Consider the following 25,665-nt stretch of genomic DNA (forward strand, 5'->3'; position numbering starts at 1 on the left):
CGCGCCAGCGCCGGGACGGCGCCTTCAGTCCGGATCGACGACGTCCCCGGCCGCCGCGTCCGGCGCATCGGCGCCTTCGCCATCGTCGGTGGCGACGAACACGCGGGTACCGGCCTCGGCCAGCACCGCGGCCAGCTCCGGCGGCGGCGCGCGGTCGGTGAACCAGGCCTGGACCCGCGCGATCGACCCCAGCCGGACCATCGCGTTGCGCCCGAGCTTGCTGTGGTCGGCGGCCAGGAACACCTGCCGCGAGTGCTCGATGATGGCCTGCGCCACCCGCACCTCGTGGAAATCGAAGTCCAGCAAGGTGCCGTCCGGATCGATGCCGGAAATGCCGATCACGCCGAAATCCACCTTGAACTGGCGGATCAGCTCGATCGTCGCCTCGCCGGTCACGCCCTGGTCGCGGCCGCGCACGCGCCCGCCGGCGACCATCACCTCGAAGCTGGGGTTGGCGCTCATCATCACCGCCACGTTGAGGTTGTTGGTGATCACCCGCAGCCCGCTGTGCCCCATCAGCGCGCGCGCCACGTCCTCGTTGGTGGTGCCGATGTTGATGAACAGCGAGGCGTCGTCGGGGATGTGCTGCGCCAGCAGCGTGGCGATGCGCCGCTTCTCCTGCGCCTGCAGCGTCTTGCGCGCCGTATAGGCCAGGTTCTCCACGCTCGAGGGCAGGCTGACGCCGCCGTGGTAGCGGCGCAGCACGCCGGCCTCGCACAGCAGCGCCAGGTCGCGGCGGATGGTCTGCGGGGTCACGTCGAAACGCGTGGCCAGCCCTTCCACCTCGGCGTAGCCCTGCTGCCGCACCAGCGCCACCAGCTGTTCCTGGCGCGGATTGAGCGCGGGCACCGCGCCCGCCTTGGGAATCGTGTTGTCCATGCGCCGATGATGGCGCATGCGCGCGCCGATGCAAACGCTCCGCGCGATGGAGGCGATCGCAGGCGTGGCCCGATCGCCGCGTGCGGCGGGCAGCGCACGTGATGGGCGATCGCATCGTCTCCGTGTCCAGGAGCCCGGACGCGCCGCGTCGGGCCACCGGTTCTGGGCGCGTGGCCCGCGCACGGCCGTTCGTGGCCGTTCGTGGCCGGGCGCGGCCTACTCGCGACGGGTGACACGGCCTAGACTACGCACCCCGCCGGACGCCACCGGCCACACCCGGACCGGCCATGATCGCCAACGACGTACTGCGCTCCATCCGCTACATGCTCGACCTGAGCGACCAGAAGATCGTGGACATCGTGCACCTCGCCGATCCCGCGTTCCCGATCGACAAGGCGCAGGTGCCGGCCTATCTGAAGAAGGAAGACGAGGACGGCTTCGTCGCCTGCAGCGACCCGGTCCTGGCGCACTTCCTCGACGGGCTGGTGTTCCACTACCGCGGCCGCGACGAGACGCTGCCGGCGCGCCCGGTGGAGACCCGGGTCACCAACAACGTGGTGCTGAAGAAGCTGCGCGTGGCGTTCCAGCTCAAGGACGTGGACATGCACCAGATCTTCGCCGACGCCGGTTTCCCGGTGTCCAAGCCGGAACTGTCGGCGCTGTTCCGCCAGCCCGAGCACAAGAATTTCCGCCTGTGCGGCGACCAGCTGCTGCGCAATTTCCTCAAGGGGCTGACGTTGCGGGTTCGCGGCGCGGGTTGAAGCCGTCGAGCAACGCGCGGCATGGCCGACGCGTGTGGTGGCGGCCGCGCGCAGCATGGCGCGGTGCGCACGCATGTGTAGTGCAGAGGCGCTTCAGCTCGACGGTGTCCGCGTCCGCGCTCTCGCTGCCGCCGCGGTCGCGGTTGAAACCGCTCCTACAGAAGGCCTGCTTGCTGACGTCGCCTGCTGGGCCCCGCTGTCCCGGCGTTGCCCGAGCCATCGGGCCCACCATTTCGTTCGTCGCGACTGAAGTCGCTCCCACGGGGCATTGCAGCGGCTGGCCGCGTGCAAGAACGATTGGGCATCATTGCCGCAGCGCGCGAGCGTGCCGCGCCTGCAGGAGCAATCGGCTGACGGGGCACTGTGGGGATGCCTGTCCCCAGACTTTCCGCAGCGTCAGGTCACCGCTTCGTTCGTCGCGACTGAAGTCGCTCCTACAGGGAGGATTGCAGCGGACCGGCTGTGCAGGAACGACCTGGCACAGGTTGCTGTGGCCATCACCTCTCACCTCTGGCGTGGCCGCAACCGCTCCTGCGGGCGAGGCAACGGACGCGGGCTTCAGCGGATGCGGTACACCCGCGCCTTCGGCAGGTCTTCGTCGACCTGCAGGAACCAGCGCCCGGCGATGCCCGGCACGACCGTGATCGCCGGCGAGGCCAGCGCGCTGCGCAGGGTCATGCTGCCCTTGAGCACCTTCCACTGCTGGCCGTTGTCCAGCACGAACACGGTGCCCGGCGCCCAACCGGAAACCTCGCCCTGCACGCGGGCGCTGATCGGGCCGTCGTCCAGGCCGATCATCATGCCCTGCTCGGGCTGGGGCTCGGCGCTGCCGGCCGCCGCCATCGCCGGTGCGGCCACGGGCCGCGGCGGGGCCTGCGCCGCGTCGCGCGCGTCGGCCTCGCGCAGCAGGCGATTGAGCGTGCCCAGCTGGGCCGGGGTCAGCCCGACCTCGCGCAACTGCTCGGCGCTCAGCCGCCGCTCGATCTCCACATACCCCGACTGCGCCCACGCCGCCGGCGCCATCAGGGCGCATGCCAGCGCCAGCACCACGTATTTCATCGTTCGATCCTGCCGCCTGTGCGGATGAGAAAAGACACGGTCCGACGGGACCGGCTCCCCAGTTCGGCAAGTTTGGGTCAGTTCGGTGACACTTGGATGACATGCGACGCCAGCTCCAACGTGGATCGCTTGTCCAGCTGCGAACGCCGCCACTGCCGCTGTTCGGCGCGGCGCGATGATGACCGCCCATGGTGATCGCATCGCAGCAGCGCTGCCGATGTTCGCGCTTGCAGCAGCCCGCCTCGCACAATGCTCTGGCGGCAGTGCGCACCGGGCGCAGCGTCGCGGCAGGACGTCGCCGAACGGCCAACGCACGTCGCCCAGCGCGAGCGCACACGCATCGTTCGATCCAGGCGTCGACCGAGCGGCGCTCGATCGCCGCGATTCCCATCGGCAAGTTCTAGCGCGCCGAGCGTGGTCCCGTCTCTGATTTCGCTGCCGTCTCTGTTGCAGGCCATGCGACCACCACACTGCGCGGCGATTGGCGGTGGCGATTGGCGACGACGGCGGATCGCCGACACGGCGGCGGAACAGCGCGGCGCTGTCCGACGCCCCCCGGTTCGGCAGAGCGTCCGCGGCGCCCACGGCCGCTCCCGCAGTGCGTCGTTCACACGCCTCGCAGCGTGTCCAGCCGGCACCATCAGGACGCACCATACCCCCAGGTGTGCACGCCGCCCGCCACGAATCGGTCTACGATGCGCGGGATTCGCCACCCATGGCGGGCGCCGCCCGCTCCCTGCGCGGCGGTGTCCCTTCCCGTTCCGTGTCGAGGTCTCCATGAAACTAGAGGTGCTGTTCGACCAGTTGCACACCCTGCCGACCATCCCCAAGGTGGCGCAGGAGCTGATCCTGCAATTCGACAATCCCAAGACCAGCCTGGACAGCGTGGCGCGCAGCATCGAGCGCGATCCGGTGATCGCGGCCAAGGTGCTGCGCCTGGCCAACTCGACCCGCTTCCGCGGCGCGCGCGACTCGACCAGCGTCGAGGACGCGGCGCTGCGCCTGGGCTTCAACACCTTGCGCACGCTGGTACTGGCCTCGTCGATGACCGACGCGTTCCACGCGCCGGCCCATTTCGACCTGCGCGGGTTCTGGCTGCACAGCTTCGAGGTCGCCGGCATCTGCCGGCTGCTGGCCAAGCAGAAGGGCCTGGACGCGGAGACCGCGTTCACCTGCGGGATGATGCACAACATCGGCGAGCTGCTGATCCAGACCGGCGCGCCGGACTATGCGGCGCAGCTGCATCCGGGCGCCTCCTCCAGCGGCCGCGCCGCCGACGAGACCGTGCAACTGGGCTTCGGCTATCCGGAAGTGGGCGCCGAGCTGGCCCGGCGCTGGCACCTGCCGCAGGTGATCCAGACCGCGATCGCCTACCAGGCGCGCCCGCTGCAGGCGCCGGACAACGAACCGATGCCGCGCGTGGTGGCGCAGGCGGCGCTGGTCGCCGATGCGCTGGAAGCCCATGGCGGGGCGACCCCGGAAGCGCGGCAGGCGGTCGGCGGCCCGCTGCTGGACGACGTGGACCTGGACGCGCTGTTCGCCGCGCTGCCGGAAGTGATCGAGGCCGACCGCGCGTTCACCGAGATGCTGCGCTGAGCGTTTTCGTTGCGCCTTCGGCAGCGAAGGCGATCGGCTTCCTTGTAGGAGCGGCTTCAGCCGCGACCGGGCGTTACCGGTAACGCTTGGTCGCGGCTGAAGCCGCTCCTACAGGGAATATGGAGGGCATCCGCTAGCCACCGCCCTCCGCCCGCAGCGCGCCGACCACGCTCGGCCACAGTTCCGACACGGTCGGATGGATCGGCACCGCCCATTGCAGCGTTTCGAACGGCTGCTCGGCGTTGATCAGGTCGAGCACGCCATGGATGGCTTCGTCGCCGTTGATGCCGAGGATCGCCGCGCCGAGGATGCGGTGGGTCTGCGCGTCGGCCACCAGTTTCATGAAGCCGGCGGTCTCGCCGTTCTCGCGCGCACGCCCGACCTGGGTCATCGGCCGCTTGGCCAGCAGCAGCGGGCGGCCGCTGGCGCGCGCCTGCGCCTCGGTCATGCCGACCCGGCCCAGCGGCGGATCGGTGTACAGCGCATAGGCGGGCACGCGCTGCGACACGCGGCGCTGGCCGCCGTCGAGCAGGTTGGCGGCGACGATCTCGTAGTCGTTGTAGGCGGTGTGGGTGAACGCGCCGCGGCCGTTGCAGTCGCCCAGCGCCCACACGCCGGCGGCGCTGGTCGCCAGCTGCTCGTCCACCTGGATGTAGCCGCGCGCGTCGGTGGCGATGCCGGCGCGGTCCAGGCCCAGGTCGTCGGTATTGGGCTGCCGCCCCATCGCCAGCAGCACATGGCTGGCCACCACGTCCGGCGCGCCCTCGCGGCACTCCACCTGCACCGCCACGCCCTGCGCGTGCGGCGCGAAGGCGATGCACTGCGCGCCGGTCCGCACCGTCACGCCCTCGCCTTCCAGCACCGTGCGGATGCAGTCGGACACGTCCTCGTCCTCGCGCGCGATCAGCCGTGGCTGCTGCTCGACCACGGTGACCTGCGCGCCCAGGCGGCGGAAGATCTGCGCGAACTCCAGGCCGATGTAGCTGCCGCCGACCACCGCCAGGTGCCGCGGCACCTCGCGCAACTGCAGAATCGAGGTGTTGGTCAGGTAGTCGATCCGCTCCACGCCCGGCAGCGCCGGCACGTGCGCGCGCCCGCCGACGTTGAGGAAGATCCTCGGCGCGGTGATGGCCTCTTCGCCCACGCGCAGCCGCTGCGGCGCCTCGAAGCGGGCATGGCCGCGCAACAGGGTCAGCCCGTGCATGCCGCCCAGCCACTGCTCCAGGTTGTCGCGCGCGCCGTGCGTGACCGCGTGCGCGCGCGCCATCACCCGCGCGATGTCGATGCCGACCTCTCCCTGCAGCTGCACGCCGTAGTCGGCGGCGCGGCGCGCCAGGTGCGCCACGCGCGCGCTGGCGACCAGGGTCTTGGTCGGCATGCAGCCGGTGTTGACGCAGGTGCCGCCGACCAGCTGCCGCTCGACCAGCGCCACCTGCATCCCGGCCGCGACCAGGCGCGCGGCCAGCGACGGGCCGGCCTGGCCGGCGCCGACCACGATCGCGTCGAACGCGCGGCTCATCGCAGCAGCGCCATGGCGAGCACGCCGAGCGCGAGCGCCGCAGCGTCCTCGAGCAGCGCGGCCGGCTGGTCGCGGCCGAAGCGGCGCGCCATCGCCGCGCGCGCCGCCGCGCCGCCGAACGTGCCGAACACCGCGCCCAGCGCACCGGCGACCATCGCCGCCACCCACAGCCCACCCGTCATGCCCACCGCCGCGCCGCACAGGCCGCCCATCACCAGGCGCGTGCCGAACTGCAGCGGCACCTTGCGGCTGGGCGTGCCCGGCAACTGGTCGGTCACCAGCTCGGCGATGGCCAGCAGCGAGACGATCCACGGCGTGAAGCGCCAGCCGAGGAAGGCCAGCGGCGTGCCGATCAGCGGCAGCACGCCGAGGCTGGCGGCCCAGCTGACCACGGCCGGCGCGGTCATCGCGCGCAGGCCGGCGACGATTCCGATCAACAGCGCGACGACGAGCAGGCTCATGAGGGCGACTCCAGCGGCTGAGGTAGGAAACCGGACGACCCGGCACGCGCGGCGCAGGGCGCGCGGCAGCGCCCCTCGAGTATAGGCAGCATGGCGCGGCGCCCGCCATGCACCGCCGAGATGCGCACGCGCATGCAATGCGGCTCAGGCGGGTGTAGCCGGCTTCGCGCGCCTGGCGGCCCTGGCCGGTTTCGCGCGCCGGGCCGGCGCGGTGGGATTGGCGGTGTCGGCGAGCTTGAGAGAACGCGCTGGTTTGGTCGGCTTGGTCGGCTTGACCGCCTTGGCGGCCTTGGTCGCCTTGGCCGGTTTAGCCGCCTTGGGCGCCTTGGTCACAGGGGGCGCCCCAGTCTCCCTGGTCGATTTGATCGCCTTGACTGCCTTGGTCGCCCTGGTCGACCCGACAGCACCAGGCGCCTTGGTCGCACCGGTCGCCTTCGCCGCTTTGGGCGCTTTCCCGGCCCTGGCGGAGCGCGTTGACCCGGCCGACGTCGCGGTGGCCGCAGTAGCCGCGACCTTCGCGGTCCTGGCGGTTTTCGTCGGCGCGGCCGGCTTGGCCGCTTTCCCGGTCCTTGCAGCGCGCGTCGACTCGGCCGCCGGTGCGGCCTTCGCGGCCCTGCCGGTTTTCTTCGCGGGCACTGCCTTGTCATCGGCCGCCGCGTCCCCGCCCTGCGCCGACGCCTTCACCATGACCCAGGTCGGCGCATGGTCGCTGGCATGCGGCAGGTCGCGCACCCAGCGGTCCACGTCGGCGTCGAGCAGGCGCGCGGCCAACGGCGGGTTCAGCAGCAGATGGTCGATGCGCAGGCCGGCGTTGCGTTGCCAGTGCTGGCGGAAGTAATCCCAGAACGTGTAGATCCGCGCATCGCCATGGCGCTGGCGCAGGCTGTCGGTCCAGCCCTGCGCCAGCAGGTCCGCGTAGGCCTGGCGGCTTTCCGGCTGCAGCAGCGCATCGCGCCGCCACGACTTGGGATCGTAGATGTCCTCGTCGGTCGGCACCACGTTGAAATCGCCGATCAAGGCCACCGGATGCGGCAGCGCGACCAGTTGCCGCGCATGCCGCTGCAGCCGCGCGAACCAGTCCAGCTTGTAGTCGAACTTCGGCCCCGGCTGCGGATTGCCGTTGGGCAGGTACAGGCAGCCGACCAGCACGCCATGCGCCATCGCCTCCAGGTAGCGGCTCTGCGTATCGCGCGCATCGCCCGGCAGGCCGCGCCGACTCTCCACCGGGTCGCTGCCCTTGGCGAGGATCGCCACCCCGTTCCAGGCCGACTGCCCCATCCACAGCGCGCCATAGCCGGCGGCATGGATCTCGTTGAGCGGGAAACCCGCATCCACGCTCTTGAGTTCCTGCAGCCCGACGATGTCCGGCGCCTCGCGCCGCAACCATTCCAGCAGCTGCGGCAGGCGGCTGCGGATGCCGTTGACGTTGTACGTGGCGATCTTGAGCGTCTTCATCGCATGCGCCGTTGCAGAACCGGTCATCACCTTGCCCAAGCTAGGCTCGGCGCATCGTGAAAATCGGGAGCGCGGCATGACCCCACTGGACAAACCGTTGCGCCGGGAACTGGAGATCGACGGCACGCCCTATACGCTGACCATCGACCCGGAAGGCCTGAAACTCACCGAAAAAGGCCGCCGCAAGGGCCTGGAACTGCGCTGGAGCGAGCTGGTCAGCGGCGACGCCGCACTGGCCACTGCGCTGCAAGCCTCCCTCGCCACCGCCAAGAAATGACGCCAGGGACGGCCGCGCCGCGTGGCCGCACAAAGCGCGGACCACGCAAGGGGCGCGGCCGCGGCCGGCCCGCCAGATGCCGTCGGCCCGCCCCGGTGGTATTTTCGCCCGACCGCCAACGGCAAGGAGCAGGCAGATGCAATCGAGCGACGGCACCGATCCTCGGGTGGGCCTGCGCCCGCGGTCCATGCGGCTGCCGCACATGGCCGTGCTGGCGCTGGCCGCCCTGGCCGGCAGCGCCAGTGCGCAACAGGACGCGTTGCGGATCGTGACCAGGACCGTCCATGCGGCGGGCACGCCGGAATGGCGCCAGATCCGCGAGTGGCTGCTGCAGCATCCCGAGACGATCAACGGCAAGCGACTGGGCGATCCCGACCAGCTTAGCGCGGTGAGCCTGGACTACAGCGCCGGCAAGCCGGCCGCCACCCGTACGGTGCCGCGGCCCGTGCCCTTGCCCGCGACCGGGACGCCCGGCGACAGCATCGCCATCGCGTCGTGCGCACAGGGGTATCTGCAGTCATGGAAGTACGGCGTGGACGACAGTCCGCAGCACCGCTGGAGCCTGCAGTCCTATTCGCTGACGTTGAGCGCCGCGTGTCCGGACGGTGCCGGCGCGGGCTGACGTCCGCTAGCGCGTGCGATCGGTTCGGGCGGCCGGCGCTTTCCAGGGCGCCGCAGCCACAATGGCCTGTTGGCCGGAAACCGCCACGGCGCTTCGATCGGCGCCAGAGCACCGCGCGGGCAGGCGGCCTTGCGCCCGGATCGCACCGCTTCACGCCGGGAGATCGCCCAGCGGCCGCACTTTCCCCGCTGCAACCGCTTGTCGATTCCGAACACGCTCGTACGTCGTATCCAGCAAGGCGCCCATCCCGGTGCGCCGGACTTCGGAGGTTCCCATGTCGTATGTCGATGGTTTCGTGTTGGCCGTGCCCACCGCCAACAAGCAGAAGTTCCTCGAACACGCGCGCATCGACTCGGTGTTCATCGAGCACGGCGCGCTGCGCGTGCTCGAATGCTGGGCCGACGACGTGCCGCACGGCCAGCAGACCGATTTCTACCGCGCGGTGGAGGCCAAGGACGACGAGACGGTGGTGTTCTCGTGGATCGAGTGGCCGGACAAGGCCACCCGCGACGCCGGCATGCAGAAGATGATGGAGGACCCGCGCGCGGATCCTGCCGTCAATCCGATGCCGTTCGACGGCAAGCGCATGATCTACGGCGGCTTCGTTCCGGTGCTGGAATTGAACAGATAGCGCGCAGGCGGCCGACGCGCGGCCATCGCTGCGCGGCCACCGCGGCATGTGGCCTGCGCGTGCCGCCGCATGCCGCGGCGACGGCGACGGCGACGCAGCGCGGCGGCGCGCTCAGAACCGGTAGCTGAAGCTCAGCGTCGCATTGCGCCCGGCGGCGTAGTACAGGTTGCTGTATTCGTCCAGCACGAAATACTTGCGGTCCAGCAGGTTGTTCGCGTTGAACTGCAGCGAGGCCTGCGCGTTGATGGCGTAGCGCGCCATCGCACTGAGCAGCGTCACCGAGGCCTGGTCCACGTGCTGCGGGCCGCTGGGGCCGTCCACCGCGGCATGGCTGGCGGACTGCCAATTGGCGCCGCCGCCCACGGTGAGCCGCTGCCATGCGCCGGGCAGCCGGTAGGTGGTGAACAGGCGCACCAGCGTGCGCGGCAGCGCGGTGCGCAGGTCGGCGCCGTCCGGGCCCTCCAGCTCGAAATGCGACCAGCCCAGCGACGCGCTCCAGTCCTCGCTCAGCTCGCCCGACGCTTCCAGTTCGAAGCCGCGCGAGCGCGTGCCGTCCACCGCGACGTAGGCCTGGGTCAGGCCGTCGGGCAGGGTCTGGCCGACGTCGGCCTCGGCCACGTTGTCCTGGCGGGTGTCGAACAGCACCAGCGCGGTGTTGAGCCGGCCGCCGAAATGGCGGCCCTTGATCCCGATCTCGCGGCTGCTGCCCAGCACCGGATCGAGGAAGCTGCCGTCGCGGCGGCGGTTGTCCTGCGGGTCGAAGATCTCGGTATAGCTGACGAACGCCGAATACACCGGGGTGATCGCGTAGACCAGCCCGGCGTAGGGCACGGTCTTGCGATGGTCGTGGCGGAACACGCCGCTGTAGAGGTCGTCGGTGTCGTTCTTCCAGCGGCTGTAGCGGGCGCCGGCGATCAGCGTCAACGGCTCGGCCAGCGACAGGCGCGCGGCGGCGTAGGCGCCCTGCTGGTCGGTGCGGATCGCGGTGACCTTGTCGGCGTCGGCGGCGAACTGCGGATACGGATAATCGCCATTCCACTGCAGGAAATCGCCGACCGGCGCCAGCGCCTCGGTGGCGTTCACCCACGAGGCCCTGGTGTAGCGCGATTCGCTCAGGCCCAGCACCAGTTCGTGTTCGCGGCCCCAGGCCTGGAACGGCCCGGACGCGTACACGTCGAGCATGTCCTGGCGGCCGCGGTCGCGGCTGCGGTAGGCGGACGGCTCCACGGTCTGCCCGGTGGCGCGGTTCGGGAACCCGTAGACGTAGAACAGCGCCATGTCGCCGTCGGTCTTGCGATGGCTGGCCATGGCCCGCAGCAGCCAGCCGTTGCCGAACGCGTGCCTGAGATCGGCGAAGGCGGTAGCGGTGGTGGTGTCCCAATAGGTCCAGTCCGCGGCGCTGCTGAAACCGCGCGGCCACTCCAGGAAACTGCCGTCGTCGTAGAACACCGGGTAGCTGCCCCAGGTGACGCCCTTGGGCCGGTTTTTCTGGTAGTCGTAGCCCACGCTCAGCGTGGTGGCATCGCCCAGGTCGGCGTCGACCACGCCGTACAGCACGGTCTTCTTCTTGCTGTAGCTGTCCAGGTAGGAATCGCCCTGCTCGTAGGCGCCGACCAGGCGGCCGCGCACGCTGCCGTCGGCGGTCAGCGGCGCGGCGACGTCGGCGCTGCCGCGCCAGGTGTCCCACGATCCCGCGCTCAGCGACGCGTCGGCCTGCAGCGTGCGGCTGTCGGCGCGCTTGCGCACGAAGTTGATCGTCGCCGACGGGCTGCCGGCGCCGGTGAGCAGGCCGCTGGCCCCGCGCAGCACTTCGATGCGCTCGTAGATCGCAGTGTCCAGGCTGGCGTCGGCGGACCCGGAATTCAGCCCAGGCGCGACCGGCACGCCGTCGTAGGCCATGTTCTCCACGGGGAAGCCGCGCGCATAGAACAGCACGCGCTCGGTGTCGTAGGCGTTGGACGACACCCCGGTGACGTTGTCGAGCACCTCGCGCACCGAGGTCAGGTGCTGGTCCTCGATCCGCTGCGCGGTGACGATGCTGACCGATTGCGGCGTCTGCTGCGGCGTCAGCGACAGGCGTGTGGCCGCCGCGGTCTGTTCGACCGTGTAGGAGCGTGCGCGTTCGCCCTTGACGTTGATCGCGTCCAGCGTGGTCGGATCGGCGGCGTCCGGCTGCGCCGCGGCCGACACCGCGATGGACAAGCCGACGGACAGCACGCTCAAACGCAGTGCGGCGGCGCGGAGATGGAAAACGGACATGGCAAAACCCCTGGATGAAGTGAGCCACAGGCAGGCGGCCTGTGCGGACTCTCACGACTGGGGCTGGCGGGGAACCACTGCTTGCGCGTCGTCAAGGCCGCCAGTTTAGCGCAGCGTGTGCCGCCTCTTACAGCGCCCGCACCGGCCTGCATGCCTGCGCCAGCATGCTTCGTCCCTTCTCCCATCGGGACCACGGCACTGTGGCGCGAAGCGCCGGATGCGGGTGCGCGCGGAACTCATGCGCCTGAATCGCACGAAGCTTCTCCCGTACCCTCACCCCCTACGCCTCTCGCGGCGGGAGAGGGGCTCAGCGCCGTTGCGCGCATCGGTGCCGCGGCGGCGCGGTAAACTGCGCGCTGCATCCAGCGGCGCCCGCGCCCCTTCCACGCCATGCACGTCGCCCACCCGCGGACCGCGTCCCGCCCCCTCCTCGCCTCCATTCGCCTGCTCGCCAAGCTCGCCGCCTTCCTGCTGGCCAGCGCGGCGCTGATCCCGCTGCAGTGGCTGTGCATGCGCTTCACCCGCGGGCGCGGCGCCTTCGTGCTGCCGCGGCTGTGGTTCGCCTGCCTGCGCGCGCTGCTGGGCCTCCGCGTGGAGACGGTGGGCGCGCCGCGACGCGGCGGCGGCACGCTGTTCGTCGGCAACCACGTCTCGCATTTCGACATCGTGGTGCTGGGCAGCCTGCTGCACGCGCGCTTCATCGCCAAGAACGACATGGAACGCTGGCCGGGGATGCGGCATCTCGGCGCGCTGGCGCAGACCGTGTTCGTCAGCCGCCGCCGGATCGACGCGGCCAACGTGGCCGCGGCCGTCGCCGCGCAGATCCGTCCCGACCACGACGTGGTGCTGTTCGCCGAAGGCACCACCTCCTCCGGCGAACGCGTCGCCCCGTTCAAGTCGAGCCTGTTCTCGCTGTTCCTGGGCGGCGACGCCAACGGCCGGCCGTGGACGCTGCAACCGTTCACGCTGGACGTGCTGTCGGTCGATGGCCGCCCCCTGGCGCACGGCGGCGACCGCGACGCCTACGCGTTCTACGGCGCGATGCGGGCCGGCGCCCACGTCGCGCGCTTCCTGCGCCTGTCCGGCGCCGTGGTGCGGGTGACCTTCCACGCGCCGATCGCCGTCGGCCACGGCGCGGACCGCAAGGCGCTGGCGAAGCAGGTGCATGCGATCGTGGCCTCGGCACTGGTGGCCGGCCGGGCGCCCGACATGTCGCCAGGCTGAAAGCGCGGCGAACCCTCCGCGTTGCAGGGCGGCGCGTGCGTCGGCGGCTGCGGGTGCGATCGACGTACGAAGCCGCGCCGCATCGCTGGCGTGCGTGGCGATTGCGGCTTGCTTCCGCATCGCGCGCAAGCCGCGTGCGATGCACTGGCGATTTTTTCGCGACGCCGGCGGCGCCAGTACAGAAGCGAATCGGAGGCACGTGCTTGGCGTGGTGGACGCGGCGTCCGGCTTGCCGTACCCGGTTCGTGTCACGCAGACGACATCGGGACTTCCTAGCCTGCTTCCAGCGCCGGCAGCCGACGCCGCGAAGGAAGCTCGCCATCGAAGTCCTGCTGTGGAGCGTGTTCGCCGTGGTGATGAGCGCCGTGCTGGTGACGGGCGTGTCGGTGGTGATCGTCGCCACCCGCGAGAACCGCATCTACTCCGCCGAAGCCAGGACCTGGCAGCGCCTGATGCACAGCGGCATCCCGGCCGAGGCCGAGATCCGTTCGCTCAAGCGTTCCGAGCACGGCCTGTCGCGCGGCGGCAGCCAGGGCCAGACCGTGCATGCGGTGGAACTCGTGCTTGAAGTGTTCGACGCGGCGGGCGGCGCGTCTTCGGCAACCGTGCGCACCTTGATCGACGAAGCGCTGTTGCCGCAATTCTGCATCGCCGGCACCCGCGTGCATCTGCTGCGCGATCCCGAGGATGCCGCGATCCTGGCAGTGGACCGCGCACGCACGCCGCTGGAGATCCCGCGCGTTGGCGGCTGATGGCGTGGGTGCGAGAGTGAGGAGCCTCGGGGTTGTGGCTATTGCCTTTCAATAGGGCCGGGGGACATTGCAGGGGGCTGCACCACTCTGGTCACCCGAGGTTTCTGTCGCGGCTGAAGCCGCTCCTACAGGTGCGGGCGGACTGGCTCGGTCGTCGCGGCCGATGGCCCAGGGCAGCCCGGAAGGCGCTTCCGCAGGAACGTGCGGACGCCTGCCGAGGGCGGCCCCCGCTACGGTTTCGCCGCCTCGCACAGCTTGCGGTTGAACCAGGTGGACTTGGCGATCGGCAGATAGCTGTCCCAATCGGTCGGCGGCAGCATGGTGCCGTTCTTGTCCAGTTCCTGCTGCAGCGACTCCTCGTCGCGGCTGGTGCCGGCGATGGTGCCGTCGAGCGCGGCCAGGCATTCCTTCGGGCGGCCCAGGCGCAGCAGGGTGATCGCGCGATCGTTGGCGAAGCGGTCGCGCTCCAGCCAGTGGAAGTACGTGCCGCATTCCTTGCCGAACGCGTCCATTCCCGCCAGCGCGGCCGCATAGCGCTTGCCGCGATAGTCGGCCAGGTACGCCGCGCGCCGCCGCGTGCTCGCCGCGGCGGTGCAGCCCGCCGGCAGCGCCAGGTATTCGCCGTCGAAGCCGGCGCGCGCGCCGCAGTAGTCGCGGCAGCTCTCCTCGGTCAGCGGCTTCACCGCGAAGCCGCCGGCCGTGCGCTTGAACGACACGCGGCACGGCGTGTCGCTGCCGTCGGTGGCCTCGGCGATCTCGCCCCGCAGCGTCCCCGACAGCCCGCAGGTATGGCCATTGGCGCCCACCGCCTCGATCTCGAACCGGCGCACGCCGCCCTGCTCGGTGATCTGCAGGCTGCCCCAGCCATCCTTGGTGCCGTACTCGACCGGCGCCGGCGCGGCCGCTGCGGCAGCGAACGCCGCGGCACACAACAGCACCGTCCATGTCCATCGTCCTGACATCGCGATTCCAAATGCGGGAAGGAAGAAGGATTGTCCGTCATCTGGCGCGCCGCGGGCCAGGACCAGGGAATTTTCGCGTGCGCGCTTTGGCACTGCCTGGACTGCCGCGGCGCTCGGGCCAACCCGAATGCCACGTGATGCACGTTGCGGGCGCAGGACGCGCGCACCGCTATCGCCGGCACCGCATCCAGGGCAGAATCACCCCATGCATCCCCTCGCGCTACCGCTCGCCACCATGCTCGCCGGCATCGCCGCGGCCGCCCCGGCGCCGGAGCGCATGCTGATCTTCAGCAAGACCGCCGGCTTCCGCCACGAGTCGATCCCCACCGCGGTGGCGACGCTGCGCCAGCTGGCGAGCGACGAGGGCCTGGTTGCCGACCACAGCGAGGACGCGAGCGACTTCACCGACGCCAACCTGGCCCGCTATCGCGTGGTGGTGTTCGCCAGCACCACCGGCGAGGTCCTCGACCCGGCCCAGCAGCGCGCCTTCGAAGGCTTCGTGCGCAACGGCGGCGGCTTCGTCGGCGTGCACTCGGCGGCCGACACCGGCTACACCTGGCCGTGGTACGGACGCCTGGTCGGCGCCTGGTTCCAGGGCCACCCGCCCGGCCTGCAATCCACTCGCGTGCAACCCGAACGCGACGGCCGCCCCGTCGGCACCCCGTGGCCGATCCGCGACGAGATCTACAACTACCGCAGCAATCCGCGCGCCCAGGTGCAGGTCGTCGCCACCGTGGACGAACGCTTGTACGAGGGCGGCACCATGGGCGCGGACCACCCCATCGCCTGGTGCCACCCCTTCGACGGCGGCCGCGCCTGGTACACCGGCCTGGGCCACGACGCGGCGGTGTACGCCGACCCGAATTTCCTGGCGCAGCTGCGGCAGGGCCTGCGCTATGCGGCCGGCCAGGCAGCGCCGTGTTGATCGGCGCGGCCTGCGCCACCAGGCCACATCGATACCGCGGTTGGTGACCGCATCGGCCGCGCGCTTCAAGGCTTCGGCCGCATTCCACGCACGGCGGACGGCATCGCCCTAGCGGCCACGACTTCTCGCATCGGCCCGCAACGGCTTGGCGTGCGGGGCACGTTGGGACACCCGCTCGCGATTCGCCCATGACGCTTCGGCGGGATCGCCGGCCGTGCATGCCGACGCTGTGCCCATGAGGTGGATTGCAGCCGCGCATGACGTTTGCTTCCGATCCAGGCCCGCGGCGCGCACCGTCGCAGGCGTGGCGCGGCGCCGTCGATCACCTGCAGGCCTGGGTCACAGCTTTCTCGACCGCCTGCATGAAGTCGCGATCGTCTTTCATGGCCGGATCGGCGCGGGCGCTGTCGCGCACGTGCCTGGCGCGCGTGCAGGCTTCCGGACCCGGCTGGCGCACCGAGCTGATCAGGCTCGCGCCGAAGCTGGGTTCCTGGCCGCTGCCGGCAGACGGTTCCGATGACCGTTGCGGACTTTGACTGCCGGCAGCCGGAGCGGGCGCCGCGGTCTCCCAGCGCTTCTGTTCGGTGCCGTTCGCGCAGGGCGCCGACTGGTACACCGTACCGAGCTTGGGATCCTTGCATTTGTAGGCCGACTGGGCCGACTGGGCCGACGCCGGCAGCGCCAGCACGCACAACAGTGCCGCAAGACTTCTGAGCATGGCGCCCCTCCCCCCAGGGAAAAACGCGAGCTTACACGACCGGCTCATGCGGGCAGCGCGTGCTTGCAGAGCGAACGCCCCGGTCTCCTCGCAAGGATTCCTGCGTGGCCGGCAAGCGGCTACCAAGCTGCATGGCCGCCCTATTCAGCTACCATATGAGATTAACTCTCATTCCGGATTGGCCATGCCCTTGCGTTCCCGTCCCCGCTCCCTGTCCCTGGCCATCGGCTGCGCGTTGGGCCTGGCAGGCCATTCGGCGACCGCGCAGGACGCGGGCGGCGATCCGGTCACGCTGGACCAGATCTCCGTCTACGGCCGCGTGACCAGCGAGACCACGCTGCAAATTCCGCAGACCGTGGACGTGATCGACCGCGCCATGATCGAAGCCACCGGCAGCGAGACCGTGGGCGATGCGCTGCGGTTCGTGCCGGGCGCCTCGCGCGACGGCTCCACCCTCGACGCGTTCGGCGACACCTACCTGATCCGCGGGTTCGCGGCGAACCAGACCGTCAACGGCATGACCGCCAACGCCCTGCGCCAGGCGCGCGATGCGGTCGGCATCGAACGCATCGAAGTGCTCAAGGGACCGGCCTCGGTGCTGTACGGGCAGTTGCAGCCGGGCGCCGTGGTCAACATCGTCACCAAGCAGCCGGAGAGCATCTGGGGCGCCGAGGCCACCGTGAAGTACGGCCGTTTCGACGATTGGCGCGGCACCCTGGACCTCACCGGCCCGCTCTCGGCCGACGGCGCCGTGCGCTTCCGCCTCACCGGCGCCGCCGACGACAGCAAGTCGTTCGTCGACTTCTGGAACCGCCAGCATCAGTTCATCGCACCCACGCTGGCCATCGACCTGAGCGAGCGCACCACGTTGACGCTGGAGGCCTTCCACACCCGCAACCGCATCGAAGGCTTCTTCAACGGCGTGCCGGCCGAAGGCACCGTGCTGGCGAACCCGAACGGCCGGCTGCCGCGTTCGCTCAGCCTGGTCGATCCCACCTTCGATCCGTCCGTGCGCAGCAACACCGACGTCAGCGCGCGCCTGGAGCATCGGTTCAGCGACAGCGTCCGTTACCGCGCCGCGGTCTCGTGGACGCGGGAAGAGGTCGACGAAGAGAACATCTTCGGCGTCCTCGGCTGGGACGAGCCGCAACGCACGCTGACCCGCGCGGTGCTGGATGGACGGAGCGCCGGCGAAGCATGGTCGGCCCACAACGACCTCGCCTGGCAGGCCAGCACCGGTGCGATCACCCACGAGGTCGTGGCCGGCGGCGACTACACGCGCTTCAAGCGCCACAGCGCGAGCACCACTGGGCTGGCCGACAGCCTCGACCTGTACGCGCCGGTCTACCAGCTCGCGCGCAGGCCCGAGGTGGTCCCGCTGCCGGCGCGCAGCAGCACCAGCGAGGAAGCCATCCGCACCCTGGGCCTGTTCGCGCAGGACCGCATCGGCCTGACCGAACGGCTGCGCGCCGTGGTCGGCGCGCGCTGGTCCACGTATCGGCAGGACACCACCTCATGGTCGGGCCGAACGGGCAACGGCAACTTCAGGCAGAAGCAGGACGCCTGGACCAGCCAGTTGGGACTGCTCTACACCCCGCACGAGCATCTCGCCCTGTTCGCCAATCGCACCGCCTCGTTCCTGCCCGTGTCCGGCCTCACCGCGAGCGGCACGCCGCTGGAGCCGGAAACCGGCGTGCAGTACGAAGTGGGCGCGAAGTCCTCGTTCTGGAACGGGCGGCTGGTGGCGACGGGCGCGCTGTTCCGGCTCGAGCGCGAACACGTGGCGGTCTCCGATCGCGACAATCCCAGCTCGCTCGCCGCCATCGGCAAGCAGCGCTCGGAAGGCGTCGACCTTTCCGCGCGGTTGGGCATGCACGGCTGGACCGTGCAGACCGGCTACGCCTACACCCGCGCCAGGACGGTGGAGGACACCAACACCGACCTGGTGGGTGCGCCCATCCGCAACGTGCCCAGGCACAGCTTCGTACTGCAGAGCGAGTACCGCTTCAGCGAGGGCGCCCTGAGCGGCCTGCGCCTCGGCGCGTCCTCCACCTACATCGGCACCCGCACCGGCGACGTGGAAGGCAGCTTCGAACTGCCGTCGTACTGGCGCACGGACCTGTCGATGGACTACGAGATCAGCCGCCAGCTCACGATGGGCATGCGCATCGACAACGTGGCCGACAAGCGCGGCTACACCCACGCCTTCAGCACCTTCGAGGTCTGGCCGGACATCCCGCGCACGGCCAGCATCACGGTGTCCTACCGCTATTAGGCCGCGGCGTGCGCCAGTTGTTCATCGGGCTGTATCGCGATGTCGGGCTGACGATTGCAGGCGCGCCGTTGGTCGTCGGCATCGCCGGCCACCGTCTTGCGTTCCAGGGAAACGACGCGGGCTGAACCCGGATGGGCAGCGATAGCCACCGTCGGGCGATCCCTTCGACATGCCGCTCTCGTCGTGGAGTGGCGGGCCAGCATCTACGGCGCGATTTTTACACGCGAGTTCGTTCGGTTGTTTCCCAGCCGACGCAGGAGTAATTTTTTGTCGGCGACACCATGTTCTGGCCCGCCGCCAAGCCAACGCATGCTCTATCTGCTCATGTAGATCACTCAAGTAGAGAAGGATTTTTATATGAGGCTGCAACCGATCATTGCCAGCGCAGTGACCAAGCCTGGAATTCTTCTGCGCAATTCCGCACGAGCGCAGGCAGCCCAGCGTAGAGGCAGCGCTGCCGAAGACCTACACGCGCAACTCGGCAACACGTCGTGCCTGCGACCGCTGGATGACCACAACACATACACTCTTCCTAATCGCGGCACATGCTCACGCAAGGTCGGCTCCATCTGCACGAGCAACTGCTGATGCGATTTACGACGTTCGCTGGTGCTGCCATCCTCTGGATGGCAGCACTTTTCACATCCCCTGCGACGGCTGCTCCTGAGGGCGTAGCTGCCGATACGCTCTATGAACGCCTGGCCAGCTTGAACGTGCAGTTGCGCGACGCGAGCGCGCAGGCGCGTGGGACAGCGGTCGTGCGGCGCTACCGGCAGCTGACGGCGGACACGCAACCTTGCACACCGGCAATGGCGAGCGGCTTCAGCGCCGACGACCTTTTCAGGGCGGCAGCGTTCGCCGAGCTCTACTCTCTCGAGACGAAGGACGTCGACACGCTCGGCTGCCTGTATCGCGCGCTGGTCGCGAGCGGAATCGCGACCGACTGGCACGCGCGCACCTATGCAGGCGCGCTGACGACCGTCTCGCGTTTTGCCGAGGCCAATGCATTGCGCGCGCAGACGACCGGGTCGAGCACGCCAATATTGCCGCAGCTGGAGGTTTCCCGGGACGCGACCGCGCCGGGCTGGCGCATGCTGTCGTTGAAGGACGCCGAACATGCCCGGGTGGAGACATGGCAGCCGGCCAGCCATCGTATGCATGTGGTCGCCGTGGTCCACCCGACCTGCGCCTACTCGGTGCGCGCCCTGTCGGAAATCGAACAGCGGCCGGAATTGCAATGGCTGCGCGACGACATGCTGCTGGTCGTGCCGCCGGACGCGTCCCTTCCGACAAGCGGTCTGCTCGCATGGAACGCGGCGCATCCCCGTCTCCAAATGCATCCGATGTATCTGCGCTCGGACTGGGAGGCATTAACCAGCCTGGATACGCCGACGTTCTATCTGGTCCGCGATGGCCAGGTCCTCAGCTCCTTCGAAGGGTGGCCGAACGCAAAAGGCCTCGCCGCGTTGCGGGCCGCCGCCGTGGCGCTTCATGGCCAAGCCAAGAGGTGACTCCTTGCAGGCGGAACGCGCACCAAAACACGCCGCGTCCGATTGCTCGACAGGCAACGTCATTCCATACGCAAGGGTCCGGGCAAGAACTTGATCCTGACCGGCGCGCCCAGCTTGCGCGTCAGGGTAGGCATCCGGCTGGCGTAATCGCGGTGATCGAGCGTTTCGCTATACACATCGAGCACGATATCCCCTGTGCGCTCATCGACAAAGATTCCTTGCAGTCCCGGAACCGTTTCGTACAGATCGGCGCGATGCCGTTTGATCTTTTCCCAAAGCTCAACGATGGTAGCGGGTGCTCCCATCTTTATCACGATGGGAAGTTCTCCCCTTGCAGTGGCCACGTTCGGTACGGGCGTCACTGGCGCCGAACCCTTGAGCCTTATCACGAAGTGCAGCGTTGGCACATCCTCCCAGTACGCGCCCGCCAGTCTGCTTTTGTAGCGATCGGCAATGCGGGACACCTCGGCCTGGGTATGCTCCTGCACATACAGCCTCCTGGCGGCTTCGTCCTGCGAGATTCCCACGCTTTTGGCATAGGACGCCGCCGCATCGTCATCGGAAGATTGCGCAAGGGCGGCACCCGACAGCGCAAGCGCTGCAGCCAGCATCCCGATCAGCGTTCTCATCTACAGTCTCCCTAGCGCGGCGCGGCAATCGATACCACACCTGCGCAGTGGCCCGGCTGACGAAGCAGTCCTGTGGTCCACGCGCTATGCATAAACCATCAACGCGAGCAGATCCATCAGGCCGTGGGCGATGATGGCCGGCCACAGCCGGCCCGTGCGTGCGAACCACCAGCCGAGGATCAGCCCCACCACGACCAATGCAATGGCGCCGATGGGGCCCTGGTACAGGTGATACGAGGCCCGGATCGCCACACTGACGTTCACTGCGAACGACCGGCCATGCCTTCGCTCCAGCACGCGTATCACGTAGGCGCAGACGAACACTTCCTCGAAAACCGGATTGATCAAGGAGATCGCCACGACCGCGGCCAGCGACAGGTTGCCGGCGACCATGGCGTCCCTGGAGGGATTCACACCCTCGGCCATGAATGCGCCGAGCAAGTTCACGGGATAGCACGCCGCGAGGCACGCGAGCACCAGGCCCAGTGCGGGCCAGATGTCCCGCCTCTGCCAGCGCAGGCCCAATGCCTGCGCGTTCCATCCACGCAACCGGAGCGCCGGACCAAGCACCGCCATGACCAGCAGCTCGTAGAAGACCATCGACCACAGGCTGGCTTCCGTAAAAGACGCATCGACGTCGGCCGTCAGCGCGGCCGAAAAACTCCAGTAGATGGGCAGCCCGAACGCGATCGCCACGACGACCAGCAACTCGCCCCAACCGGCAGATGACGTTTCGCGTCCTTGCATCGATGCCCTTTGTCAGACCCTGATCTGCAGGGAAGCGCTATCAGCCGTGCAAGGCCGTGCCACAGACTTGCGCGACTTCAGGCAGTGGACCTGCTGCGGGTGACCGGAAAGGCGGTTCACCGGGGTCGATCGCATCCAGGCCCATTGCAGTTCGTTCCCTTCCTTCAAAGTCTAAGAAATTTCACCGCGCCGTGCCGGCGTTGTCGCCCAGCGGGTACCGCGCTGTCCGCATGCAGCGCTTGCCGCGCACCGCATGCGACCACGACCTCAACAGGCGCCGCAATCCAAGCCATGCACCATGCGACAGCATGGCATCGCCCTCAGCCTGGGCGCCGCCCGACGCCTTTTCATGCTCCATCCCCCGGACGTCCGAACTTCTCTGCGTACAGCGTACTCAGCCAATCGACGAACACCCGCACCCGCGGCGACAGCTGGCGGTGCTGCGGGTACATCGCGGACAGAGGGTAGTCCGGACTCGGCCAGTCGGCCAGCACTTCGACCAGGCGTCCGTCCCGCAACTCATCTTCGACATGGAAGCGCGGCAGCTGGATCAGGCCGCAGCCGCGCAGCGCGCAGATGACGTTGTTCTCGGCATCGTTGACCGACATCCAGCCGTCGAGCGCGAACGCGCGGACGTGGCCGCCGACACGCAGGTCCAGGGTGTTGTCGGTGGCGCCGCCGCTGGAAAAGAACTTCACCACCTGATGCGCGGCAAGGTCGTCGGGATGGCGGGGCGTGCCGAAGCGGGCCAGATAGTCCGGGCTGGCGCAGACCACCTGCGGCATGATCGCCAGCCGCCGCGCCACCAGCGAGGAGTCGCGCGGGGTGCCCGCGCGGATGACGCAATCCACGCCTTCGCGGACCAGGTCGACCAGCCGGTCGCCGCTGCTGACGACCAGCTCGATGCCGGGATAGCGCGCCCGGAATGCGTCGATGCGCGGCAACACGATCCGCGTCGCGTGCGTGCCGTGCATGTCCACGCGCAGGACGCCGCGGGGATTGGACGCGACCTGGCGCAACGAGGCCTCGGCGTCGTCCAGCTCGCTGAGCACATGCACGCAGCGCGCGTAGAACGCCTGACCGTCCAGGGTCGGGCGCACGTTGCGCGTGGTGCGGTCGAGCAGGCGGGTGCCGAGCCGGGCTTCCAGCGCCTTGATCGCGTAGGTGGCGGTGGCGCGGGGGACGTCCAACGCCGCCGCGGCCTGGCTGAAGCTGCCCAGCTCCACGATGCGGGTGAACAGGTGCAGCGAGTCGAGGCGGTCCATTGGCCCTATTGTTGCTTGTGATTGAATTGTGATGGCAATTTACCAGGATTTATCCCAATGGCGCGAACCAGAAGAATGGCGGTCCACGGGCAGCCCGCCCTCCCTCTTCCGGAGCACGCCATGCACACCAACGCATCCAAGACCGCCATCGTCACCGGCGCCTCCCGCGGCATCGGCCAGGCCATCGCCCGGCGCCTGGCCGCCGACGGCTTCGCGGTGGTCGTCAACTACGCCGGCAACGCCGCCAAGGCGCAGGACACCGTGGCCGCCATCGCGGCGGCCGGCGGCACGGCCATCGCCGTCCAGGGCGACGTCGGCAACCCCGACGACGTCGCCGCGCTGTTCGACGCCGCGCGCGAGGCGTTCGGCCGCATCGACGTGGTGGTCAACAGCGCCGGCGTCATGCCCATGGCGCGGATCGCCGCGGACAACCTGGCCGACTTCGACCGGGTGATTGCCACCAACCTGCGCGGCACCTTCCTGGTACTGGGCCAGGCCGCGGCGCAGCTCGGCGAGGGCGGCCGCATCATCGCCCTGTCGACCAGCGTCATCGCCAAGGCGTTCCCGGGCTACGGCCCCTACATCGCCTCCAAGGCCGGCGTCGAAGGGCTGGTGCGCGTGCTCGCCAACGAGTTGCGGGGCAAGGGCATCACGGTCAACGCCGTCGCGCCCGGGCCGGTCGGCACCGAACTGTTCCTCAACGGCAAGAGCCCCGAGCAGATCGAGCAGAGCGCGAAGCTGGCGCCGCTGGAACGGCTGGGCACGCCCGACGACATCGCCGCCGTGGTGGCGTTCCTGGCCGGCCCCGACGGCGGCTGGGTCAACGCCCAGGTGCTGCGCGCGAACGGCGGCTTCGCCTGAACCCTGCATTCGCCCTTTATCGAGGAATTTCCCCCATGAGCCAAGTGATCCTGGTGACCGGCGCCTCCAGCGGCTTCGGCGCGATGAGCGCCCGCGCGCTGGCCGATGCCGGCCACGTCGTCTATGCCAGCATGCGCGACACCGGCGGCCGCAACGCGCCGCAGGTCGAACGTGCGCAGGCCTACGCGACCGAGCACGGCGTGCAGCTGCACACGATCGAGCTGGACGTGCAGTCGCAAGCCTCCGCCGACGCGGCCGTCGCGCGCATCGTCGCCGAGCAGGGGCGCATCGACGTGCTGCTGCACAACGCCGGGCACATGGTGTTCGGCGCCGCCGAGGCGTTCACGCCCGAGCAGTACGCCGAGCTCTACGACGTCAACGTGCTCGGCACGCAGCGGGTCAACCGCGCCGCGCTGCCGCAGTTGCGCCAGCAGGGCAAGGGCCTGCTGCTGTGGATCGGCAGCAGCAGCCACCGCGGCGGCACGCCGCCGTTCCTGGCGCCGTACTTCGCGGCCAAGGCGGCGATGGATGCGCTGGCGGTCAGCTACGCCGCGGAGCTGGCGCGCTGGGGCATCGAGAGTTCCATCGTCGTGCCGGGCGCGTTCACCCAGGGCACCAACCACTTCGCCCACGCCGGCACGCCCGCGGACGCGGCGCGCCAACGCGCGTACGACGAAGGCGCCACCCGCGGCCTGGCCGACACCGCGCTGACGAACCTCGCCGCATGCGAACCGCCCGACGCCGACCCCGCCAGCGTCGCGCGCGCAGTCGTCGACGTGGTCAATGCGCCCTACGGCCGTCGCCCGTTCCGCGTACATGTCGATCCTTCCGACGACGGCTGCGCAGTGGTCGCGGCGGTGGCCGACCGTATCCGCGTCGAATTCCTGCGCCGCATCGCGCTGGGCGATTTGCTGGCGCCATCCACACCGGCGTCGGCCGGCAGCTGATTCCTGATCCAGCGCCAGGGGTCTGCCCTGGCGAACCATCACGGCGTCATTGCCGAAAACCTGCCCTCCCTGCCCCACTCGCTTTTCCCACCCTGTTGCACCACCAACGGAGCACTCCCATGCCATTCGCCAACTACAAGTTCCCGGAAGGAATCCTGGACCACGCCCGCAAGGAAGAGATCATCCACCGCACCACGGCGATGTTCGTCGAGTACTTCGGCGAGGAGGTGCGTCCTTTCAGCATGGTCCTCGTCGAAGAAGTCGCGGACGGCGGCTGGGGCCGCGCCGACGAGACGCTGACGCTCGAGAAGATGGGCTTGCCGCCGAAAGGCAAGTAACGCCTTCGGATGGCGGAGAGGCGGTGGCAGCAACGCGCTGCCGCCGCTGCCTTCGCTGTGCAGAACCACGCTAGCGCCTTTGCGAGCGGCGGCGACGCAAGGCCGCCACGCCAGCGCTCGCGCATCCTTCCAAGGAGTTCCGATGACCGTCCAGACCACATCGCCGCTGCGCACCGCCTGGTCCGCCGCGGGCGCACGCGTCGCGCGCCTCGAACCCGCGCTCTACGCCCTGTTGCGCATCGCCTTCGCCACAGTGCTGTTCACCCACGGCCTGCCGAAGGCGCTGCGCATTCCGCATGGCTCGATGCAGGACCCGATGGCCGGATCGATCCACCTCATCCAGAACGTGATGGGCCTGCCCTTCGCGCCGCAACTGGCGTTCCTGGTCATGCTGCTGGAGACGGGCGGCGCGTTGATGCTGGCGATCGGGCTCGGCACCCGGCTGGTCGCGCTGCTGATCGTCCTGCAGATGGCCGCGATCAGCTATGCACTGGGGCCGACCTGGCCCTGGCTGGACCGCGGCATCGAGTTTCCGGTCCTGATGGGTTTTCTTGCGCTGTACATCGCCGCGCGCGGCGGTGGGCGCTATGCGCTGGATACGCGGCTAGGCCCGCACAGCAAAGTGGCCGCCGCCGCTCGCTCGTCGTGACGCAGGGAGCGGGCCGTCCCAAATATCCAGCGTGCAAAGCCGCGCTCCTCGGCAGCGGGCTGCCCCCACCAGCACCGCCACTGGAGTCATGCCGCACATGCGCTGGCGCGTTCCTTGCTCACGGGAGCGGTAAGTGACCATCATCGAAGACGGCGGGAAGACGCATGAGCACGACAACAAGGTACTTTTTCCTCTTTTGCGCCTTGTAAACAACGTGAAATTCAAAGCGTCATCTGGGGTTTAAGCGCCCTAGAAAATCGCTCTTTATCTATGAAGAAATTCTTATCTCCCGACCTCACAATGCCATTGTTGTCCACAAAATAAACGTCCCGCTCAGAGAAGT

General features: G+C 69.3%; 24 protein-coding genes and 1 pseudogene. 14 read left to right on the plus strand and 11 right to left on the minus strand.

The features are described 5' to 3' along the window. Positions 1–24: 24 nt before the first annotated feature. Positions 25–897, minus strand: a complete 873-nt coding sequence (locus OCJ37_RS19295) for a DeoR/GlpR family DNA-binding transcription regulator (protein ID WP_263111300.1) — start codon at positions 895–897, stop codon at positions 25–27. A 269-nt stretch (positions 898–1,166) separates the two neighbouring features. Between OCJ37_RS19295 and OCJ37_RS19300 the strand changes: the two genes are divergently transcribed. Next, complete coding sequence (locus tag OCJ37_RS19300; RefSeq protein ID WP_263111301.1) at positions 1,167–1,640, plus strand: YehS family protein; 474 nt, start codon at positions 1,167–1,169, stop codon at positions 1,638–1,640. Between the two features lie 558 nt (positions 1,641–2,198). On the opposite strand, the gene OCJ37_RS19305 is transcribed toward OCJ37_RS19300, so the two are convergent. Continuing rightward, complete coding sequence (locus OCJ37_RS19305; RefSeq protein ID WP_263111302.1) at positions 2,199–2,699, minus strand: hypothetical protein; 501 nt, start codon at positions 2,697–2,699, stop codon at positions 2,199–2,201. A gap of 777 nt (positions 2,700–3,476) precedes the next feature. Here OCJ37_RS19305 and OCJ37_RS19310 point away from each other — a divergent pair. Beyond that, the gene (locus tag OCJ37_RS19310; protein WP_263111303.1) at positions 3,477–4,295 is read left to right on the plus strand and encodes an HDOD domain-containing protein; all 819 of its coding nucleotides are present in this window, start codon (positions 3,477–3,479) and stop codon (positions 4,293–4,295) included. Positions 4,296–4,428: 133 nt separating this feature from the next. Here OCJ37_RS19310 and OCJ37_RS19315 read toward each other — a convergent pair whose 3' ends face one another. From OCJ37_RS19315 to OCJ37_RS19325, 3 genes and pseudogenes are all read right to left on the minus strand, one after another. Continuing rightward, positions 4,429–5,814, minus strand: coding sequence for an FAD-containing oxidoreductase (locus OCJ37_RS19315; RefSeq protein WP_263111304.1), 1,386 nt, complete (start codon positions 5,812–5,814; stop codon positions 4,429–4,431). Continuing rightward, positions 5,811–6,275, minus strand: a complete 465-nt coding sequence (locus tag OCJ37_RS19320; RefSeq protein ID WP_263111305.1) for a DUF4126 domain-containing protein — start codon at positions 6,273–6,275, stop codon at positions 5,811–5,813. The genes OCJ37_RS19315 and OCJ37_RS19320 overlap by 4 nt, the downstream gene beginning before the upstream one ends. 504 nt (positions 6,276–6,779) lie before the next feature. Continuing rightward, positions 6,780–7,730, minus strand: a pseudogene (locus tag OCJ37_RS19325) (exodeoxyribonuclease III); the annotation flags it as partial. A 76-nt stretch (positions 7,731–7,806) separates the two neighbouring features. Between OCJ37_RS19325 and OCJ37_RS19330 the strand changes: the two are divergent. The 3 genes from OCJ37_RS19330 (at position 7,807) to OCJ37_RS19340 (ending at position 9,260) form a co-directional block, all read left to right on the plus strand. Beyond that, a complete protein-coding gene (locus OCJ37_RS19330; RefSeq protein WP_263111306.1) occupies positions 7,807–8,007 on the plus strand; it encodes a hypothetical protein in 201 nt (66 codons plus the stop codon). Between the two features lie 136 nt (positions 8,008–8,143). Beyond that, a complete protein-coding gene (locus tag OCJ37_RS19335; RefSeq protein WP_263111307.1) occupies positions 8,144–8,629 on the plus strand; it encodes a hypothetical protein in 486 nt (161 codons plus the stop codon). A gap of 274 nt (positions 8,630–8,903) precedes the next feature. Continuing rightward, a complete protein-coding gene (locus OCJ37_RS19340) occupies positions 8,904–9,260 on the plus strand; it encodes a DUF1428 domain-containing protein (RefSeq protein WP_263111308.1) in 357 nt (118 codons plus the stop codon). A 111-nt stretch (positions 9,261–9,371) separates the two neighbouring features. Here the strand turns inward: OCJ37_RS19340 and OCJ37_RS19345 are convergent, their stop codons facing one another. After that, positions 9,372–11,519: a TonB-dependent siderophore receptor gene (locus OCJ37_RS19345; RefSeq protein ID WP_263111309.1), complete on the minus strand. Its 2,148-nt coding sequence runs from the start codon at positions 11,517–11,519 to the stop codon at positions 9,372–9,374. A 390-nt stretch (positions 11,520–11,909) separates the two neighbouring features. On the opposite strand from OCJ37_RS19345, the gene OCJ37_RS19350 reads away from it, so the two are divergent. Both OCJ37_RS19350 and OCJ37_RS19355 read left to right on the plus strand, forming a co-directional pair. Beyond that, the gene (locus OCJ37_RS19350; protein ID WP_263111310.1) at positions 11,910–12,743 is read left to right on the plus strand and encodes a lysophospholipid acyltransferase family protein; all 834 of its coding nucleotides are present in this window, start codon (positions 11,910–11,912) and stop codon (positions 12,741–12,743) included. A 203-nt stretch (positions 12,744–12,946) separates the two neighbouring features. After that, positions 12,947–13,495, plus strand: coding sequence for a hypothetical protein (locus tag OCJ37_RS19355; RefSeq protein WP_263111311.1), 549 nt, complete (start codon positions 12,947–12,949; stop codon positions 13,493–13,495). A gap of 230 nt (positions 13,496–13,725) precedes the next feature. On the opposite strand, the gene OCJ37_RS19360 is transcribed toward OCJ37_RS19355, so the two are convergent. Further along, positions 13,726–14,457, minus strand: a complete 732-nt coding sequence (locus OCJ37_RS19360) for a hypothetical protein (protein ID WP_263111312.1) — start codon at positions 14,455–14,457, stop codon at positions 13,726–13,728. A 205-nt stretch (positions 14,458–14,662) separates the two neighbouring features. Between OCJ37_RS19360 and OCJ37_RS19365 the strand changes: the two genes are divergently transcribed. Further along, a complete protein-coding gene (locus OCJ37_RS19365; RefSeq protein WP_263111313.1) occupies positions 14,663–15,382 on the plus strand; it encodes a ThuA domain-containing protein in 720 nt (239 codons plus the stop codon). Positions 15,383–15,704: 322 nt separating this feature from the next. On the opposite strand, the gene OCJ37_RS19370 is transcribed toward OCJ37_RS19365, so the two are convergent. Continuing rightward, positions 15,705–16,100, minus strand: a complete 396-nt coding sequence (locus OCJ37_RS19370; protein ID WP_263111314.1) for a DUF4124 domain-containing protein — start codon at positions 16,098–16,100, stop codon at positions 15,705–15,707. A gap of 184 nt (positions 16,101–16,284) precedes the next feature. On the opposite strand from OCJ37_RS19370, the gene OCJ37_RS19375 reads away from it, so the two are divergent. Both OCJ37_RS19375 and OCJ37_RS19380 read left to right on the plus strand, forming a co-directional pair. After that, a complete protein-coding gene (locus tag OCJ37_RS19375; protein WP_263111315.1) occupies positions 16,285–18,375 on the plus strand; it encodes a TonB-dependent siderophore receptor in 2,091 nt (696 codons plus the stop codon). A gap of 545 nt (positions 18,376–18,920) precedes the next feature. Further along, a complete protein-coding gene (locus OCJ37_RS19380) occupies positions 18,921–19,886 on the plus strand; it encodes a hypothetical protein (protein ID WP_263111316.1) in 966 nt (321 codons plus the stop codon). 59 nt (positions 19,887–19,945) lie between these two features. Here the strand turns inward: OCJ37_RS19380 and OCJ37_RS19385 are convergent, their stop codons facing one another. The 3 genes from OCJ37_RS19385 to OCJ37_RS19395 all read right to left on the minus strand — a co-directional run bounded on the left by OCJ37_RS19385 (position 19,946) and on the right by OCJ37_RS19395 (position 22,527). Beyond that, positions 19,946–20,515 (minus strand): hypothetical protein, encoded by a 570-nt coding sequence (locus OCJ37_RS19385; protein WP_263111317.1) that lies wholly within the window; start codon positions 20,513–20,515, stop codon positions 19,946–19,948. An 84-nt stretch (positions 20,516–20,599) separates the two neighbouring features. Beyond that, complete coding sequence (locus OCJ37_RS19390) at positions 20,600–21,262, minus strand: CPBP family intramembrane glutamic endopeptidase (protein WP_263111318.1); 663 nt, start codon at positions 21,260–21,262, stop codon at positions 20,600–20,602. Positions 21,263–21,609: 347 nt separating this feature from the next. Then, on the minus strand, positions 21,610–22,527 hold the full coding sequence (locus OCJ37_RS19395; RefSeq protein ID WP_263111319.1) for a LysR family transcriptional regulator: 918 nt from the start codon (positions 22,525–22,527) through the stop codon (positions 21,610–21,612). Between the two features lie 120 nt (positions 22,528–22,647). Here OCJ37_RS19395 and OCJ37_RS19400 point away from each other — a divergent pair, with 120 nt between their 5' ends. The 4 genes from OCJ37_RS19400 (at position 22,648) to OCJ37_RS19415 (ending at position 25,322) form a co-directional block, all read left to right on the plus strand. Further along, complete coding sequence (locus OCJ37_RS19400; RefSeq protein ID WP_263111320.1) at positions 22,648–23,388, plus strand: SDR family oxidoreductase; 741 nt, start codon at positions 22,648–22,650, stop codon at positions 23,386–23,388. A 35-nt stretch (positions 23,389–23,423) separates the two neighbouring features. Continuing rightward, on the plus strand, positions 23,424–24,335 hold the full coding sequence (locus tag OCJ37_RS19405; protein ID WP_263111321.1) for an SDR family oxidoreductase: 912 nt from the start codon (positions 23,424–23,426) through the stop codon (positions 24,333–24,335). Between the two features lie 119 nt (positions 24,336–24,454). Continuing rightward, a complete protein-coding gene (locus tag OCJ37_RS19410; RefSeq protein WP_263111322.1) occupies positions 24,455–24,673 on the plus strand; it encodes a tautomerase family protein in 219 nt (72 codons plus the stop codon). Between the two features lie 142 nt (positions 24,674–24,815). Further along, a complete protein-coding gene (locus OCJ37_RS19415) occupies positions 24,816–25,322 on the plus strand; it encodes a DoxX family protein (RefSeq protein ID WP_263111323.1) in 507 nt (168 codons plus the stop codon). Positions 25,323–25,665: the final 343 nt, after the last annotated feature.

Source organism: Xanthomonas sp. AM6, assembly GCF_025665335.1.
Classification (GTDB): domain Bacteria; phylum Pseudomonadota; class Gammaproteobacteria; order Xanthomonadales; family Xanthomonadaceae; genus Xanthomonas_A.